General features: G+C 55.6%; 15 protein-coding genes. 6 read left to right on the top strand and 9 right to left on the bottom strand.

Translation table 11 applies throughout. The features are described 5' to 3' along the window. Positions 1-110: 110 nt before the first annotated feature. From ABIE11_RS00715 to ldtC, 3 genes are all read left to right on the top strand, one after another. The gene (locus ABIE11_RS00715) at positions 111-1184 is read left to right on the top strand and encodes an acyltransferase family protein (protein WP_420171272.1); all 1074 of its coding nucleotides are present in this window, start codon (positions 111-113) and stop codon (positions 1182-1184) included. Between the two features lie 156 nt (positions 1185-1340). Beyond that, positions 1341-4787 carry a transcription-repair coupling factor gene (gene mfd, locus ABIE11_RS00710; protein WP_429183552.1) on the top strand — a complete coding sequence of 1149 codons (3447 nt, stop codon included), beginning with the start codon at positions 1341-1343 and terminating at the stop codon, positions 4785-4787. A 143-nt stretch (positions 4788-4930) separates the two neighbouring features. After that, a complete protein-coding gene (gene ldtC, locus ABIE11_RS00705; RefSeq protein ID WP_102103455.1) occupies positions 4931-5890 on the top strand; it encodes a L,D-transpeptidase LdtC in 960 nt (319 codons plus the stop codon). Positions 5891-5968: 78 nt separating this feature from the next. On the opposite strand, the gene bhsA is transcribed toward ldtC, so the two are convergent. Further along, entirely contained in the window at positions 5969-6226 is a 258-nt protein-coding gene (gene bhsA / locus ABIE11_RS00700; RefSeq protein WP_100780566.1) for a multiple stress resistance protein BhsA, read from the bottom strand. Positions 6227-6472: 246 nt separating this feature from the next. Between bhsA and comR the strand changes: the two genes are divergently transcribed. Both comR and ABIE11_RS00690 read left to right on the top strand, forming a co-directional pair. Then, the gene (gene comR / locus ABIE11_RS00695; RefSeq protein WP_100780567.1) at positions 6473-7108 is read left to right on the top strand and encodes a TetR family copper-responsive transcriptional repressor ComR; all 636 of its coding nucleotides are present in this window, start codon (positions 6473-6475) and stop codon (positions 7106-7108) included. Between the two features lie 207 nt (positions 7109-7315). Continuing rightward, entirely contained in the window at positions 7316-9508 is a 2193-nt protein-coding gene (locus ABIE11_RS00690) for a TonB-dependent siderophore receptor (RefSeq protein WP_429183550.1), read from the top strand. 63 nt (positions 9509-9571) lie between these two features. Here the strand turns inward: ABIE11_RS00690 and ABIE11_RS00685 are convergent, their stop codons facing one another. From ABIE11_RS00685 to hinT, 8 genes are all read right to left on the bottom strand, one after another. After that, positions 9572-10111: a glycine zipper 2TM domain-containing protein gene (locus ABIE11_RS00685; protein WP_100780569.1), complete on the bottom strand. Its 540-nt coding sequence runs from the start codon at positions 10109-10111 to the stop codon at positions 9572-9574. A gap of 191 nt (positions 10112-10302) precedes the next feature. Continuing rightward, entirely contained in the window at positions 10303-11607 is a 1305-nt protein-coding gene (locus tag ABIE11_RS00680; protein ID WP_100780570.1) for an NAD(P)/FAD-dependent oxidoreductase, read from the bottom strand. Positions 11608-11847: 240 nt separating this feature from the next. After that, positions 11848-12390 carry an alpha/beta hydrolase YcfP gene (gene ycfP / locus ABIE11_RS00675; protein ID WP_181827618.1) on the bottom strand — a complete coding sequence of 181 codons (543 nt, stop codon included), beginning with the start codon at positions 12388-12390 and terminating at the stop codon, positions 11848-11850. Positions 12391-12425: 35 nt separating this feature from the next. After that, a complete protein-coding gene (gene nagZ / locus ABIE11_RS00670) occupies positions 12426-13451 on the bottom strand; it encodes a beta-N-acetylhexosaminidase (protein WP_102103453.1) in 1026 nt (341 codons plus the stop codon). Between the two features lie 11 nt (positions 13452-13462). After that, entirely contained in the window at positions 13463-14287 is an 825-nt protein-coding gene (thiK, locus tag ABIE11_RS00665) for a thiamine kinase (RefSeq protein ID WP_429183547.1), read from the bottom strand. Next, entirely contained in the window at positions 14268-14918 is a 651-nt protein-coding gene (gene lpoB, locus ABIE11_RS00660) for a penicillin-binding protein activator LpoB (protein WP_100780574.1), read from the bottom strand. The genes thiK and lpoB overlap by 20 nt, the downstream gene beginning before the upstream one ends. A 10-nt stretch (positions 14919-14928) precedes the next feature. Continuing rightward, the gene (locus tag ABIE11_RS00655) at positions 14929-15303 is read right to left on the bottom strand and encodes a YcfL family protein (protein ID WP_100780575.1); all 375 of its coding nucleotides are present in this window, start codon (positions 15301-15303) and stop codon (positions 14929-14931) included. A gap of 1 nt (position 15304) precedes the next feature. Beyond that, entirely contained in the window at positions 15305-15664 is a 360-nt protein-coding gene (hinT, locus tag ABIE11_RS00650; protein WP_006809243.1) for a purine nucleoside phosphoramidase, read from the bottom strand. A 349-nt stretch (positions 15665-16013) separates the two neighbouring features. Here hinT and fhuE point away from each other — a divergent pair, with 349 nt between their 5' ends. Next, complete coding sequence (gene fhuE / locus ABIE11_RS00645) at positions 16014-18224, top strand: ferric-rhodotorulic acid/ferric-coprogen receptor FhuE (RefSeq protein WP_429183545.1); 2211 nt, start codon at positions 16014-16016, stop codon at positions 18222-18224. The last annotated feature ends 63 nt before the right edge of the window (positions 18225-18287 follow it).

Below are 18287 nucleotides of genomic sequence, written 5' to 3'. Positions count from 1 at the left end.
TCTCCACCTTTTCTGAAAATCGTCCTGATACAGACTCTTACTGATTACATCTAACGCCGGTTCGCCCAGGATTAACGCCTTCTTTATGGCAAAACAGGTATTAAAGACCGATGAAACAAAAAGCATTATGGATTAATCAGATAAAAGGGCTGTGCATCTGCCTGGTGGTGATTTACCACTCGGTGATCACCTTTTATCCTCATCTAAGCGGGCTACAGCATCCGCTTTCCGGTCTGCTCGCCAAATGCTGGGTCTATTTTAATCTCTATCTCGCACCGTTTCGCATGCCGGTGTTTTTCTTCATTTCGGGCTATTTGATTCGTCGCTACATTGATGACGTCGGCTGGCGGGTCAGCTTCGACAAGCGGATCTGGAGCATCGTCTGGGTACTGGCGCTGTGGGGCGTGTTGCAGTGGCAGGCGCTGAGCCATATCAACGCCTGGCTTGCGCCGGAGCGTGAATTAGCCACCTCTTCCAACGCCGCCTACGCCGGTTCGATAAGCGAATTTATTCGCGGCATGCTCACCGCCAGCACCAGCCTCTGGTATCTGTATGCGCTGATCGTCTATTTCACCCTCTGTAAATTGCTCAGCCGCTGGAAACTGCCGGTGCTCGCGGTGCTGGCCCTGGCGAGCGTAGCGATTAACTTCCTGCCGCTGCCCTGGTGGGGCATGAACAGCGTGGTGCGTAACATGATCTACTACAGTCTCGGTGCCTGGTACGGCGCGCAGCTGATGGAGTGGATGAAAGGCATGGTGATACGCCGCTACTGGCTGCCGATAGTGGCGTTCGGTGGGGTCTCCGTGGTGCTGTGGTTTGCCAACGTTCCCCTGCTGCTGTCGCTTCTGTCGATTCTGCTGATTATGAAACTGTTTTACAGCATCGAGCAGCGTTACGCCGTCCACCCGAATAATCTGCTGAACGTCGTCGGCTCGAACACCATTGCGATCTACACCACGCATCGCATTTTGATCGAAGGTTTTAGCCTGTTCCTGATTGGCGAACTTAACGGCGGCAACTGGCCGGTCTGGGCGGAACTGACCCTGATTCTGGTCTATCCGTTCGTCAGCCTGCTGGTCTGTACGCTGTTCGGACTGGGCGCGCGAAAAGTCTCCAGCGCGCTGTTTGGCGACCTTTTCTTTGCCCCTCCCGCCCGTCTCGCGCCGGTTGAGGCGACCCGATAATGCTTCCCCTCGCCCTCATTCGAGGGCGAATTCACCCTGTGTGCGGTTCCGGTTTGCTAATGTAAAACGATCAAGGATAATAAAGACATTGCGTATCAGTGATATGCCCCAATACTGTGTTTAGGGTATATATCCATAAGAGATTCTGACAAAGCCATGCCTGAACAATACCGTTATTCCCTGCCCGGCAAAGCGGGTGACCAGCGCCAGCTAGGCGAACTGACGGGCGCCGCCTGCGCCACGCTGGTCGCAGAGATCGCTGAGCGCCACGCGGGCCCGGTGGTGCTGGTTGCCCCCGATATGCAAAACGCGCTCCGTCTGCACGACGAGATCCGCCAGTTTACCGACAGCCTGGTGTTTAACCTGGCCGACTGGGAAACCCTGCCCTACGACAGTTTTTCCCCCCATCAGGAGATTATCTCCTCGCGCCTCTCCACCCTCTATCAGCTGCCGTCGATGCAGCGCGGGGTGTTGATCGTTCCGGTGAATACCCTGATGCAGCGCGTGTGTCCGCACAGCTACCTGCACGGCCACGCGCTGGTGATGAAAAAAGGCCAGCGCCTGTCGCGCGATGCCCTGCGTGCGCAGCTCGACAGCGCAGGCTATCGCCACGTCGATCAGGTGATGGAGCACGGCGAATACGCCACGCGCGGCGCACTGCTGGATCTCTACCCGATGGGCAGCGATCAGCCGTACCGTCTGGATTTCTTTGATGATGAAATCGACAGCCTGCGGGTATTCGACCCGGACACCCAGCGCACGCTGGAAGAGGTTGAGGCGATCAATTTACTGCCTGCCCACGAATTCCCGACGGACAAAACCGCCATCGAACTGTTCCGCAGCCAGTGGCGCGATAAGTTCGATGTGAAGCGTGACGCCGAGCATATCTATCAGCAGGTGAGCAAAGGCACCCTGCCCGCAGGCATTGAATACTGGCAGCCGCTGTTCTTTAGCGAGCCGCTTCCGGCCCTGTTCAGCTATTTCCCGGCCAAAACCCTGCTCGTCAATACCGGCGATCTCGACGCCAGCGCCACCCGCTTTGAGAGCGAAACCCGCGCCCGTTTTGAAAACCGTGGCGTTGACCCGATGCGCCCGCTGTTGCCGCCAGAGCAGCTGTGGTTGCGCACCGACGAACTGTTTTCAGAGCTGAAAAAATGGCCGCGCGTACAGCTCAAGACGGAGAGTTTGCCGGACAAAGCCGCGAACACTAACCTGGCGTTTAAGACGCTGCCGGACCTGTCCGTTCAGGCGCAGCAAAAATCGCCGCTGGATAATCTGCGCAAGTTCCTCGAATCCTTTACCGGCCCGGTGATTTTCTCGGTCGAAAGTGAGGGCCGTCGCGAGGCGCTGGGTGAACTGCTGGCGCGCATCAAAGTGTCGCCAAAACGGATCTTGCGTCTCGACGAAGCCGCCGATAACGGCCGCTATCTGATGATTGGCTCTGCCGAGCACGGTTTTATCGATACCCTGAATAATCGGGCGCTGATCTGCGAAAGCGATCTCCTTGGCGAGCGCGTGGCGCGTCGTCGACAGGACAACCGTCGCACCATTAACCCGGACACGCTGATTCGTAACCTGGCCGAGCTGCACATCGGCCAGCCGATTGTGCACCTGGAGCACGGCGTGGGGCGCTACGCGGGAATGACCACCCTCGAAGCGGGCGGGATCACCGCCGAATATCTGATGATCACCTATCTCGGTGACGCAAAACTCTATGTCCCGGTCTCCTCCCTGCATCTGATCAGCCGCTATGCCGGTGGCGCGGAAGAGAGCGCCCCGCTGCATAAACTGGGCAGCGATGCCTGGACCCGCGCGCGGCAGAAAGCCGCCGAAAAAGTGCGTGATGTGGCGGCCGAGCTGCTGGATATTTACGCCCAGCGCGCAGCGAAATCCGGCTACGCCTTCAAACACGATAAAGATCAGTATCAGCTGTTCTGCGACAGCTTCCCGTTTGAAACCACGCCGGATCAGGCTCAGGCCATTAACGCTGTCTTAAGCGATATGTGTCAGCCGCTGGCGATGGACCGTCTGGTGTGCGGCGACGTCGGCTTCGGCAAAACCGAAGTGGCGATGCGCGCGACCTTCCTCGCCGTCGAAAACAACAAACAGGTTGCTGTGCTGGTGCCCACCACGCTGCTGGCGCAGCAGCATTACGACAACTTCCGCGACCGCTTTGCCAACTGGCCGGTGCGTATTGAGATGCTGTCGCGTTTTCGCAGCGCCAAAGAGCAGACGCAGATTCTGGAGCAGGCCAGCGAAGGTAAAATCGACATTCTGATCGGCACCCACAAGCTGCTCCAAAGCGACGTGAAGTGGAAAGATTTGGGCCTGCTGATTGTCGATGAAGAGCATCGCTTCGGCGTGCGTCACAAAGAACGGATCAAAGCGATGCGCGCGGATGTCGATATCCTGACCCTCACCGCGACCCCGATCCCGCGTACGCTGAATATGGCGATGAGCGGGATGCGCGATCTGTCGATCATTGCCACTCCACCGGCCCGTCGTCTGGCGGTGAAAACTTTTGTCCGCGAGTACGACAGCCTGGTAGTGCGCGAGGCGATTCTGCGAGAAGTCCTGCGCGGCGGCCAGGTGTACTACCTCTATAACGACGTGGAAAATATCCGGAAAGCGGCGGATAAGCTGGCGGAACTGGTGCCGGAGGCGCGCATTGCCATCGGCCACGGCCAGATGCGCGAGCGCGAGCTGGAGCGGGTGATGAACGATTTCCATCACCAGCGTTTCAACGTGCTGGTCTGTACCACCATTATCGAAACCGGGATCGACATTCCGACGGCGAATACCATCATTATCGAACGGGCCGATCACTTTGGTCTGGCACAGCTTCACCAGCTGCGCGGTCGTGTCGGGCGTTCTCACCATCAGGCCTACGCCTGGCTGCTGACGCCACATCCGAAAGCGATGACCACTGACGCGCAAAAGCGTCTGGAAGCCATTGCTTCGCTGGAAGATCTGGGTGCAGGTTTTGCACTGGCGACCCACGATCTGGAGATCCGCGGCGCAGGCGAGCTGCTCGGCGAAGACCAGAGCGGATCGATGGAAACCATTGGCTTCTCGCTTTACATGGAGCTGCTGGAAAACGCCGTCGATGCGCTGAAAGAGGGACGCGAACCATCGCTGGAAGATCTCACCAGCCAGCAAACGGAAGTCGAACTGCGGATGCCATCCCTGCTGCCGGACGATTTTATCCCGGACGTCAACACGCGGCTGTCATTCTACAAACGCATCGCCAGTGCTAAAAATGAGGCGGAGCTTGAGGAGATTAAAGTCGAGCTGATTGACCGCTTTGGCCTGCTGCCGGATGCAGCGCGCAATCTGCTGGATATCGCGCGTCTGCGCCAGCTGGCTCAGAAACTGGGCATTCGCAAGCTGGAAGGCAATGATAAAGGCGGTGTGATTGAGTTTGCCGAGAAGAACCACGTCGACCCAATGTGGCTCATCGGCCTGCTGCAGAAGCAACCGCAACACTTCCGCCTTGATGGCCCGACGCGTCTGAAGTTCATGCAAGAACTGAGCGACCGCAAAACGCGGATGGAATGGGTCCGTAACTTTATGCGCCAGCTCGAAGAGAACGCGGCGGCGTAATCTCGTGGCCGGGCGGCGATATCACCGCCCGACCATTAATTTACAAACTCTTTGCACTTCTCCTGATTTCCCGACACGCCCCCTGGTCATAATCATCAATTAACTTTTGAATAACAATAACCTTAGTATTTCCATGGAATTGAGTGATGATGACTCTGCGTTTTACTCGCTGGATAACCCTGATTGCCCTCGCGGCGACCGTCGCCCTCGCCCTGCCCGCGCGTGCGAATACCTGGCCGCTGCCTCCTGCCGGAAGTCGTCTGGTGGGCGAAAATCGTTTTCACGTCGTAGAAAATGACGGCGGTTCGCTGGAGGCGATAGCCAAAAAATATAACGTCGGTTTTCTGGCGTTATTGCAGGCTAACCCGGGCGTTGATCCCTACGTGCCACGCCCTGGCAGCGTGCTGACCATCCCGTTACAAACCCTGTTACCTGACGCGCCGCGCGAAGGTTTGGTGATTAACCTCGCCGAACTGCGCCTCTACTATTACCCGCCGGGTAAAAACGAGGTGACGGTCTACCCTATCGGAATTGGTCAGTTGGGCGGCGACACCTTAACGCCGACCATGGTGACCACTGTTTCGGATAAACGCGCCAACCCAACCTGGACGCCGACGGCCAATATTCGCGCGCGCTATAAAGCCCAGGGCATTGATCTGCCCGCTGTGGTTCCGGCAGGTCCGGATAACCCAATGGGCCATCACGCGATTCGCCTCGCGGCCTACGGCGGCGTCTATTTGCTGCATGGAACCAACGCGGACTTTGGCATCGGCATGCGCGTCAGCTCAGGCTGTATTCGCCTGCGCGACGGCGATATCGAGACGCTTTTCCGCGTGATTACCCCAGGCACGAAGGTCAATATCATCAATACGCCGATAAAAGTGTCGGAAGAGCCGGGCGGAAAACGTCTGGTGGAGGTCCACCAGCCGCTGTCGAAAAACATTGGCGACGATCCGCAAACGCTGCCGATTGTCCTGAACGCAGCGATGCAAAACTTCAAAGCGCGCGCGGACAGCGCGGTGATGGAAAAAGCGATGGACGTGCGCTCGGGTATGCCGGTGGATGTGACGCCGCATCACGACGTGGCTCAGCAAGCGCTCTAAAGCATAAGAGACAAAAAAGGCCCTGCGAAATCGCAGGGCCTTTTTTTTAGCAGTGGCTTTATGAGGGTTAAGCCAGGCTTATTTGTAGATAACCGCAGTACCGTGCAGGGTGTTCGGACCGGTCACAGAGGTGATGCGGAAAGATTTCGCGCCCATGGCGTCGGCTTTCTGCGCTAACTGATCTTCCAGTGAGCTCAGGTTGGTCCCTGCGTTGGCAGAGATGGTGCCCACTTTCTGCTGGTCAGCAGGGGTGGATTGCACTTCGACAGCCGCGAAGCTGGCAAATGACAGAGAACTCAGTACAGCAGCAGCGATGAGGGTATTGATGGTTTTCATGATAATTAGCCTTTAACAGATGAATTTGGGAGGTCGTTAGTTATTTACTTAACGATCGATAGGTAAATGATAGTTGTGATCCACGTCACACGTCAACATAATTTTATAATGACCGTTAAATTAATTTTAAACCTCTTATTTTTCATACCCATATGATTAATTTATTTTTGTGAAATGAGTGCTGGTCGGCGCAGGCTATTATTTTTATAATGATCATTCAACAAACCAACAAAGGTACAACGGCACATGACAACCGACGTCACGAGTTGCGCAAAAAAAAGCCGTGGCCGACCGAAAGTGTTCGACAGGGATGCGGCGCTCGATAAGGCCATGACACTCTTCTGGCAGCATGGGTATGAAGCCACCTCGCTCTCCGACCTGGTCGAAGCGACAGGTGCGAAAGCCCCCACGCTGTATGCAGAATTCACCAATAAAGAAGGCCTGTTCCGCGCAGTGCTGGATCGCTATATCGCGCGCTTTGCGGCCAAACATGAAGCCCAGCTGTTCTGTGAAGAGAAAACCGTTGAACAGGCTTTGCAGGATTATTTCGCGGCTATCTCCGCCTGCTTTACCAGCAAAGACACGCCTGCGGGCTGCTTTATGATTAACACCTCCGCCACGCTTGCCGCCGCGTCGAAAGACATTGCGAATACCGTGAAATCGCGCCACGCCATGCAGGAAGAGACTCTGGGCGCGTTTTTAAGCCAACGCCAAAAGCGGGGTGAAATTCCGGCGCACTGCGATACCGTCGAACTGACGCAATTTTTAAGCTGCGTCCTGCAGGGGATGTCGATCAGCGCGCGTGAAGGCGCAAGCCTTGAAAAGCTGCAAAGTATCTCTCGCACCACGCTACGCCTGTGGCCTGAACTGCTGAAACTCTGATTATCAGGGCGGGAAACCGCCCTTTACTTTTTCATTCCCCTTTTCCCCTCTCGTTTTCACGTTCGCGCCTGTAAACCCTCTTATTTCAGCGGGTTGATAATGAGACTCTTTATCGGCAAAATTCGCGTTTACATTTGTTTCACAATGTTTCCATTGTGTGATTTGACCTGCCGATAACAAAGAGCAAAAGCTCAACAAGGAATGATGATGAAAAAGAGCCTCTGGGTGCTCAACCCTGTCCTGCTGACCATCGCAATGCCGCTGTATGCAGAACAAAAGAACGAAGAAAATCTGGTTGTCAGCGCCAACCGCAGCCACCGCACCGTCGCCGAAATGGCGCAGACCACGTGGATCATTGAAGGTCAGGAGATTGAACAGCAGGTCCAGGGCGGGAAAGAGTTTAAAGATATTCTCGGCCAGCTGATCCCGGGGATGGACGTCAGCAGCCAGGGGCGCACCAACTATGGCATGAACATGCGTGGTCGCGCGATCGTCGTGCTGATTGACGGCGTACGGCTGAACTCCTCGCGAACCGACAGCCGCCAGCTCGATTCCATTGATCCGTTTAATATCGAACATATCGAAGTCATCTCCGGCTCGACGTCACTCTATGGCGGCGGGAGTACCGGCGGGCTGATCAATATCGTCACCAAAAAAGGTCAGCCGGAGACCCAGGTCGATCTGGAACTGGGCGGAAAAAGCGGCTTTAACAACAGTGACGATCGCGACGAGCGCGTGGCGGCGGCCGTCAGCGGCGGCAATGATAACGCCTCGGGTCGTCTGTCTGTGGCGTATCAGCGCTTCGGCGGCTGGTACGATGGAAATGGCGATGCGCTGACCTTCGACAACACCCAGACGGGTTTGCAACACTCCGATCGTCTGGATGTGATGGGAACCGGCACCATTGAAATTGATGAGACCCGTCAGCTGCAGCTGGTGACTCAGTATTACAAAAGCCAGGGCGACGACGATTACGGGCTTTATCTGGATAAAAACATGAGCGCCGTGACCGGGAACGGCACGGCCCGCACGTCCAAAGGCTTTAGCTCAGATCGTATTCCTGGCACCGAGCGTCATCTCGTCAGCCTGCAATATTCCGATACGGATTTCTGGGGCCAGGAGCTGGTCGGGCAGATCTATTATCGCGACGAATCCCTGCGTTTTTACCCGTTCCCGACGGTGGCCAAAGGTGACATCACCAGTTTCTCCGCCTCCGAGCAGAACACGGATCAGTACGGCGCGAAGCTGACCTTGAACAGCACTCCGCTCAACGGCTGGCAGCTCACCTGGGGTATTGATGCCGACCATGAAACCTTCGATTCCAACCAGATGTTCTTCGACCTCGCCGATTCCGTCCCTTCCGGCGGGATGAATAATCAGTCGGCCTACAGCACCGGGCGCTATCCGGGCTACAGCATCACCAATTTCGCTCCGTTCCTGCAAAACAGCTATGACATTAACGAGGTGTTTACCCTCAGCGGCGGCGTGCGCTATCAGTGGACGGAAAACCGCGTCGATGATTTCATCGGCTATACCCAGCAGCAGACCATTGCCAAAGGCGGCGCACGCTCTGCGGATGCTATTCCGGGCGGGAAAACGGATTACGATAATTTCCTGTTTAACGCCGGGATCCTGGCGCACCTGACCGAGCGTCAGCAGGTCTGGTTTAACTTCTCTCAGGGCGTGGAACTGCCTGACCCGGGAAAATATTACGGTAACGGCAGCTATAGCAAACCTGATGCCCAGGGCCATCTGGCGCTGCTGAAAAGCGTTAACCCGAACGATGCGAAGCTCGAAGGGATTAAGGTCGACTCCTACGAGCTGGGCTGGCGTTTTACGGGCGACCAGCTGCGCACACAGATTGCGGCCTATTACTCCTTGTCGGATAAATCCATTGATATCAACCGCGCTGACATGACTATCGACGTGAATCCGCAGAACCGGCGCATCTACGGTGTGGAAGGCGCAGTGGATTACTTCATTCCTGAGAGCGACTGGAGTCTCGGTGGGAATGTTAACGTCCTGAAGTCAGAGATTAAAACCAACGGTTCCTGGGAAAAATGGGATGTGACTCAGGCGTCGCCATCCAAAGCGACGGCCTACGTCGGCTGGGCACCGGAGCCGTGGGCGCTGCGCCTGCAAACGCAGCAGGCCTTTGATCTGAGCGATGCGGCGGGCAATAAGCTGAACGGTTATAACACCGTTGATTTCATCGGCAGCTACCAGCTTCCGCTCGGCAAACTGTCGTTTAGCGTCGAAAACGTGCTTGATAAAGAGTACACCACCGTCTGGGGACAACGCGCTCCGTTGCTCTACAGCCCAACCTACGGGAATGCGGCGCTGTACGAGTATAAAGGCCGTGGACGCACCTTCGGTCTGAACTACGCCCTGACCTTCTGACAGGTAAAAAAAAGGCTCCTCAGCCTGAGCGTTTGAGGAGCCAAATTAATAATACCGCTTTTTTTACACCTTGTTATTCAGAACCAGCTGACCGTTACTGTCGAGTGGGATCTGCGTGCCAGGATCTTTATCCATGCGGATTTTCCCCTGCTGATCGCCAATCTTGTAGGTCACATCGTAGCCAAGCATTTTTTCTGATTTGTCGTACACCGTTTTACAACGCTGCTGCGTCGTGGTGTAGGTGTCGTTGTCCTGCATCGCGCCCTGAACCTGGTGACCGGCATAGCCGCCACCCAGTGCGCCGACGACGGTCGCGACATCTTTCCCGCGTCCCCCACCGAACTGATGACCAATCACACCACCGGCAACCGCACCCAGCACTGAGCCTGCGATACGGTTTTCATCCTGTACCGGACGACGGTGAGTCACCGCCACGTTGCGGCACTCCTGACGAGGGGTTTTCACCGACTCGGTAATCGGGGTGGCAGAAACAACCTGAGCATACTGCGGGCCGCGTTCGAACACGTTCAGACTGGCCACTGCTGCCACGCCCAGCGCTGCAGCCACGCCAATCCCTATACCCGCCAACATAGATTTATTCACGGGGCTTCCTCCTTTGTTGCTATTGGTAACAATTTTGCAATCGAAGAGTGTGTTCGCCAATCGGAATAACGCTCAAAAAGAGAGAGGTAAAATGAAAAGGCACGCGTTTCAGAGAACTCTTAAGCACTCTGACGAAGATTGTCAGCAGGAAATGCTAAAAAGTCCCTCCGGGAGCCGGAGGGACTGAAAGATTAGTGCAGTTTGAGGCGAGGACGGATCACGCGGTTGATACTGCCCACCAGCATCATCAGCCCGGTCTTGAAGTAACCGTGCAGCGCCACCTGGTGCATACGGTACAGCGAGATGTAAACGAAGCGCGCGATACGCCCTTCAACCATCATCGAGCCGCGCATCAGGTTACCCATCAGACTGCCCACGGTGGAGAAGTTAGACAGGGAGACCAGCGAGCCATGGTCTTTATAGACGTAGGACTTCATCGCTTTGCCTTTGGTCTGCGCCAGAATGTTGTGCAGCGCCAGGCTTGCCATCTGGTGCGCGGCCTGCGCGCGCGGCGGCACGAATCCACCTTCAGGACGTGCGCAGGAGGCGCAGTCGCCGATGGCGAAGATGTCCGGATCGCGTGTGGTCTGAAGCGTCGGCTCCACTACCAGCTGGTTGATACGGTTGGTTTCCAGTCCGCCGATCTCTTTCATGAAATCAGGTGCTTTAATACCCGCCGCCCAGACCATCAGATCGGCCTGAATATACTCACCGTCTTTGGTATGCAGGCCGCCGGTATCGGCGCTGGTGACCATGGTTTGCGTCAGAACGCGCACGCCCATTTTGGTCAACTCGTTATGCGCCGCGCCGGAAATACGCGGTGGCAGCGCAGGCAGAATGCGTTCGCCCGCTTCGACCAGCGTCACGTTCAGCGCTTCGTTGGTCAGCCCTTTGTAACCGTAGCTGTGCAGCTGTTTCACCGCATTGTGCAGTTCCGCTGAAAGCTCAACGCCCGTCGCCCCGCCGCCGACAATCGCGATGTTCACTTTGCCGCTCGCACCGAGGTTGTTGGAGTATTTCAGGAACAGGTTCAGCATTTCCTGATGGAAACGACGTGCCTGATGCGGGTTATCCAGGAAGATGCAGTTTTCTTTCACGCCTGGCGTGTTGAAGTCGTTCGAGGTGCTTCCCAGCGCCATCACCAGCGTGTCGTACGGCAGCTTGCGCTCAGGCACCAGCAGCTCGCCTTTCTCGTCACGCAGCTCGGCCAGGGTGATGGTTTTGCTTTCGCGGTTGATATCCATCACGGAGCCCAGCTGGAACTGGAAATCGTGATTACGCGCATGCGCCAGATAGCTCAGGGCATCAACACCTTCGTCCAGTGAACCGGTGGCCACTTCATGCAGCAGCGGTTTCCACAGATGGCTGTGGTTACGATCGACCAGCGTAATTTTGGCTTTTTTGCCACGGCCCAGCTTTTTGCCGAGTTGCGTAGCCAGCTCCAGCCCACCTGCGCCGCCGCCTACAATTACTATCTTTTTCAATGGCGTAGTCAATGTGACCCCCTCAAATTATTAACCAATTGTTAATTAAAAGTTATGAGAATAACCCTTAATTAACAACAGGTTACAGCACTGAAACCATTCAGGTGCATTGAGAATAACACGCCAGGCGCATTGGTCATACCAAAATTGATATGAATCAAGTTTTGATGATTTAAATTTGTACAATTGTAGCAAAAGACAAAGCCCGGCTCGCTTGCGCGGCCGGGCCTGGAGTCGATCAGAGGGGGGGGGTTAGCCCAAGGTCTTGAAGGCTTTGATGCGCTGAAGATGCGGAGAAATATTTTTGAATTTGTGGCTCTGCTCTTCGTCCCAGACAATTTCATAATAGTGGTGCAGCAGCTCCGCCGCGCGATGGTTATCCAGCGCCTCGTCGTTGCGGGAGAGGATCGCCATGCAGCGGTCGCGGTTCTTCTCGCGGAAGTTACTGACGCATTTGGTGGCGATATCCACGTACTCTTCCGGGCGGTCGATCTTGCCTTCCATGTTCTCGTTAGGGAACAAATTCGGATTGAATACCACCTGGCGAATATCGCAGAGAAAGCCGATCCGCTCTGCCCAATAGCCGCCGAGACCCACACCGCAAATCAGCGGGCGATCGTCGACGTTGAGCTGCAGCATCTTGTCCACTTCTTTGAGCAGATGCGCCATATCGTGTTTCGGATGGCGCGTGCTGTAGCTAATCAGCCGCACGTCCGGGTCGATGAACTGCAGTTGCAGCACTTTCTCATGATTACCAGGACTGTTCGAATCAAAACCATGCAAATAAATGATCATTGTTTCCTCACGACACGACGCCTTCCAGGAGGGGGTTATTGACCTGCTTTGTGTGCCTGCCAGCGCTCATTGAGTGCTTCAAGCTCAGCGTTCACCGTCTTCCAGCGAGCCGAGCTCATCAGCTCCTGACGGCTAAATGAACCTTTATGATACAATTGTGTAACACGTTCAGCATTGATCGGCGACAGGTTATCTAACACGCTAACCGCCCCTTTACGATTATTGCAGACCAGGATCATATCGCAACCCGCATCCAGCGACGCCTGACCGCGCTCGGCATAGCTGCCCATAATGGCAGCGCCTTCCATCGACAGATCGTCGGAGAAAATCACGCCGTTAAAGCCCAGCTCCTGACGTAACACGGTTTTCAGCCAGTGCGCAGAGCCGCTGGCCGGACGCGGATCGACGTCGCTGTAAATCACATGCGCGGGCATGATGGCGTCGAGTTTGTTGTCAGTAATGAGCGAACGGAAAACGGACATATCTTTGGCGCGGATTTCCGCCTCAGGGCGCGGATCGCGCGGCGTCTCTTTGTGGGAATCCGCCGTCACAGCGCCGTGCCCCGGGAAGTGTTTCCCGGTGGTTTTCATACCGGCGTCGTGCATTCCGTCGATAAAACGTGTTGCCATCGCCAGAGCGATCTGCGGATCTTCATGATAAGAACGCTCGCCAATCGCCGCGCTGATGTGCCCGACATCCAGCACCGGCGCAAAGCTGATATCAATATCCATGGCGATCATTTCGCTCGCCATCAGCCAGCCTGCATCCTGCGCCAGCTTACCGCCCTGCTCCGTTCCCAGCAGTGCAGCAAAAGATTGCGCCGCCGGCAGACGGGTAAAGCCCTCGCGAAAACGCTGGACGCGTCCGCCTTCCTGATCGACCGCCACCACCAGATGGTTACGGGACGCCGCACGGATCTGACGCACCAGCTCGCGCAGCTGCGCGGGATCGTGATAGTTGCGGGTAAACAGAATGAGCCCACCCACCAGCGGATGCGCCAGAATATCGCGCTCTTCCGCATCCAGTTCATACCCTTCGACATCCAACATTACTGGACCCACACGAACCTCTCTTATCCTTTAGTTTGTAACTGACGCCAGACGTCATCTGCCAGCGCGATAAATTGTTTGTCAGCTGATTGCTGAAAGCGTAATTCAAACCACCCGGCCATCATCATCAGTACCCAGGGCCGCCAGCGCTGCACCTGCTTTTTCAGGTGATGCGCATCGATGTTCGCCGTTTTGGCGTAGACATCGATAAACTCCTGGCGGGCATTTTCCGTCGGCATCCATATGGACGCCAGCTCAAGCCCTACGTCGCCATCACCGGCATATTCCCAGTCGATCAGCCGCTCGCCTGCTGGCGTATGCACAATGTTTCCGGCATGAACGTCCATATGCAGCGGCACCAGTCGCAGGGGCTGCGGTTCGCCGCGCTGACGCAGACGTTTTAGCGTAGCCAGCCAGAACGGCGTGCGTCTGACAGGATCGGCCCCTTGCCAGTAGGCATCGAGCAGCGGTAACAGGGTAATTCGCCAGCCCAGACGGGATTGCCGATGCAGATAATACAGTATGCCTGCGAGGATTTGGGTATCCGGAAGCTCGCTTTTGATCTCGCCCACAAGATACTCCACAGCCATCCAGTCGCGATGAAAGCAGTGCGGCTTTGGCACCAGATCGGCAGGCAGACGGCGCAAAGCGTGGTATTGACGGCGAAAACAGAACGCGGGCCCGCTCGCATCGTGGCGCAGACGTAACACCAGACGGCGCTCGCCCTGTTCAATAATGCAACTCGCGCCGCTAAACCCGGCGTGGGTTTGCGGCGCGACAAGGCGATACTGAGGGAAGTAGCGCGAAACGATTGTTTCGCGCGTGACGTTATTGTTGTGTAACGGCACCTTTACCTGACCAGATAATCTCACCCGTTTGAACCAACATCAGCTGCATTTGCAGGGCTGGCGTATTGACGTTGCCGGTGGCGTTGGAATAGAGCACATACTGCGCGCCAACGTTACGGGCGATACCAATCGCTTTGCTGCGCGAGCCCAGACTGTCCTGCGGTGACAGGCCCAGTTGCTGCTTCGCAACCGACAGTTGCTGCACGGAGACCAGCGTAAACTTGCCGTTATTCGCCAGCGCATTGCGCAGGGTTTCGGTGGCTTCACCGGCATTCAGCGAACCGTTGGTGCGGTTGTTCACGCTGTCCACCAGCAGCACGCTGCCTGCGGTAACACCCTGTGCCTGCAGCATTTTGCCGACCATCGGCTGCATCGCGCCGTTCCAGTCATAGTGGCGAACGCGTGGCGCAGGCTGCGAGGTTTGATCCGGATGTTCAATCGGCCCAGGCTGTTCAGGAATGGTTGGCACGGACGGCACCGTTGGAACCGGCTCCGTCGGGGTCACTGGTTGTTCAGTGCCCGGTTTGGCCTCATCAACGGGCGCGGGTTGCTGTTCCGTACGGGTGATACATCCCGACAGGAAGAGCGCAAAAGCGGTAACGAGCGCGTAACGGCCCAAATTCTTAATCAAGGTTCACCCCTTACAAATAAAGATAAAGTCTGACCTTATGCGCACCCAGATAATTAGCGCTGCCATAAAGCGTGACCGACGAATTCGCCGGAATAACGACGCTGCGCGGCGCTTCAAGTGGATGCATCTCGAGGCCTCTTACGTCATACCAGTAAAACCGATAGTGGACGGTGACAGGCTCATGTCGTTCGTTATAGAGCGTAGAGGACGCCGACGGCTGAATTTCACTGACCGTCAGCGACGGTGCTTCTGCGGTGATGCCCGCAGCCAGTACCGACGACTCCATCACCAGCGTCTGTTCGTCGCTGACCGGGATCGCGGGACGCGAGCTACAGCCCGCCATTACCATCGCCAGGAGCAGAACAGCGATACGCCCTCTTTGCATGTTAAAGACCTTTATGCGCCAGCATCGGACCCAGCGGACGACCGCCCAGCAGATGCATGTGAATATGATAAACTTCCTGCCCACCATGACGATTGCAGTTCATGATCAGACGGTATCCGTCTTCGGCAATCCCTTCCTGCTCAGCAATTTTCGCTGCTACCGTCAGCATACGGCCTAATGCTACTTCATGCTCAGTTTTCACGTCATTAACGGTCGGAATCAGAATATTGGGGATAATAAGGATGTGTGTCGGAGCCTGAGGCGAAATGTCGCGGAAAGCAGTGACCAGTTCATCCTGATACACGATATCCGACGGGATTTCACGGCGGATAATTTTACTGAAAATGGTTTCTTCAGCCATGACGTTTTCCTTTTTGGTTTAATCTGGCGTGGCGTGACCGGCAAAGGCAGACATACGGCAATTGCCCGTGACACAACACAAGAGTATGAGCGAGTTTCTCCTGTGCTTTCAACCTTATCCCGTTATTTCTTTCTTTAACGTCCAATGGATGGTCGCTGATTGACCATTCACCCCCCGGAATGAACTGAAACATAATTTCAGTGGCAATGGTTACATCTGTTTACACGGTTAAATCAAATGCGTATATTTCGCATTTGCATTTTCATGCGCATTTTCAACATAGAAATGACCTCCGACCGTTATCGGGACTGGGGCAAAAAATTACCATTCACTCAGAAAGGGTTTGATAATGTCTTTCATTAATCACACCAGGGATGGGCAACGTCAGTCTGTCGCAACACCTTCGTTGCTGGCAGCCTGTATTGCTATGGCATTGATGCCGACCGCAAGTTTCGCTGAAACGAATCCAGAAGATACCGTTGTCGTTGACGGGGCTGATAACGCGCAAGACCAGAATAGCACGCAGGATAAGGATTACAGCGTCAAAACCACCACGACCGGCACCAAATTACTGCTGGTTCCGCGTGATATTCCCCAGTCGGTCAGCGTCATGAGCCAGCAGCGTATGCAGGATCAGGAGCTGAACACCATTGGCGCGGTGCTCGATAACACCGTCGGTGTGAGTGCGTCTCGCATCGATACCAGCCGTACCAACTTCTATTCTCGCGGTTTCTTCATCAGCAACTTTGCCTATGAAGATATGCCCACTTTCCTCGATAACCGCTGGAATTTTGGTGATACCGCAGGCGACACGGCCATTTTCGACAAAATCGAAGTGGTGCGCGGCGCAGCCGGCCTGATGAGCGGAACGGGTAACCCATCTGCCTACGTCAACATGGTGCGTAAACACGCCGACAGCAAAGAGTTCAAAGGCAACGTCTCCGCCACCTACGGCAGCTGGGACAAACAGCGTTACGTGATGGATCTGCAGGCACCGCTGACGGAATCCGGCAATGTGCGCGGGCGCGTGATCGCTGGTTACGAAGACCGCGACTCCTGGGTTGAACGTAACCACTACCGTAAGAAATTTGTCTCCGGGATCCTCGACGCAGACATTACGGACTCAACCACCCTCTCCCTGGGCTATGACTACCAGAAGAGCGAAGAGGACAGCCCGACCTGGGGCGGTTTCCCGTCCATGTTCAGCGATGGCAGCAAAACCGATTTCCGTCGCGGCTTTAACACGGCGGCCGACTGGACCTACTCCAATAACGACTCCACCAAGGTCTTCGCTAACCTGACGCAGCGCTTTGATAACGGCTGGGAAGCCAAAGTTAACGCTATGCATGCGGAAACTAATTTTGACAGCAAGCTGATGTACATCGACGGCTATCCGGATAAAACAACCGGCCTGTACGATGCCTCCAGCTGGTACGGAGCCTGGGGCGGCTGGAACCGTGGCGAACGTAAACAGGACTCTGTGGATGCGTTTGTGCGCGGCGGCTATGAGCTGCTGGGCCGTCAGCACGAAGTCATGTTTGGCGGCAGCTACAGCCGCCAACGCAATAACTATGACAACTCCTATCCGGTTAACGATAACTATGGCCTGATGGATGTCGGCAGCATTTACGATTACAACGGCAAACTGGCTGACCCGAGCTGGTCCGGCTTCTCGCTCTATCAGCGTGATGTCATCCGCCAGAAATCAGTCTATGGCGCCACCCGCCTGTCACTGGCCGATCCGCTGCACCTGATTCTCGGCGCGCGATACACCGAGTGGAGCGCGAAGTACAACCTGGAGCGTCAACCGGACGAAATCCGCAACGCGAAGTTCGATGACGTCACGCCATACGCGGGCCTGATCTATGACATCGACGATACCTGGTCGGTCTACGGGAGCTATACCTCTATCTTCCAGCCAACTGGCCAGCGCGATATCAACAGCAAGTTTATCGATCCGACCACCGGTAAGAGCTATGAAGCCGGTGTGAAAGGCGACTGGTTCAATACCCGTCTGACCGCGACGGTTGCTGTCTTCCGTATCGAGCAGGACAACGTGGCCGTTAATACCGGAACGACGATCCCAGGCTCCGGCGGCCAGTCGGCGTATAAATCTGTGGATGGTACCGTCAGTAAAGGTATCGAATTCGAACTGAACGGTGCGTTGACCGATAACTGGCAGCTGACCTTCGGTGGAAGCCGTTACATTGCAGATGATGAGAATGGCGCCGCAGTAAACCCTGGCCAGCCGCGTACATCACTGAAACTGTTTACGCGCTACCAGCTGCCCATGCTGCCTGAGCTGACCGTGGGCGGTGGCGCTCGCTGGCAGAACAAAACCTGGCAGGATATCGATAACGGCCCGAACGGCGTGAAGCAGATTACTCAGGACGGCTATACCGTAGTCGATCTCTTTACCCGCTATCAGGTCACCAAAAACTTCTCGGTTCAGGGCAACCTGAACAACGTGTTTGACGAAGAGTATTACGATTACCTGGGCACCTACGGAGTCTATGGCGCACCGCGTAACTTCTCTGTGAGCGGAAGCTACAGTTTCTAAGTTCGCCGTGATTTAGCCGTGAATACGAAGGGAGCCGAAAGGCTCCCTTTTTTATCGGGATAA

This window comes from Lelliottia sp. 489 (assembly GCF_050435885.1).
GTDB lineage: Bacteria > Pseudomonadota > Gammaproteobacteria > Enterobacterales > Enterobacteriaceae > Enterobacter > Enterobacter nimipressuralis.
This window is presented reverse-complemented; position numbering and strand designations above follow the sequence as displayed.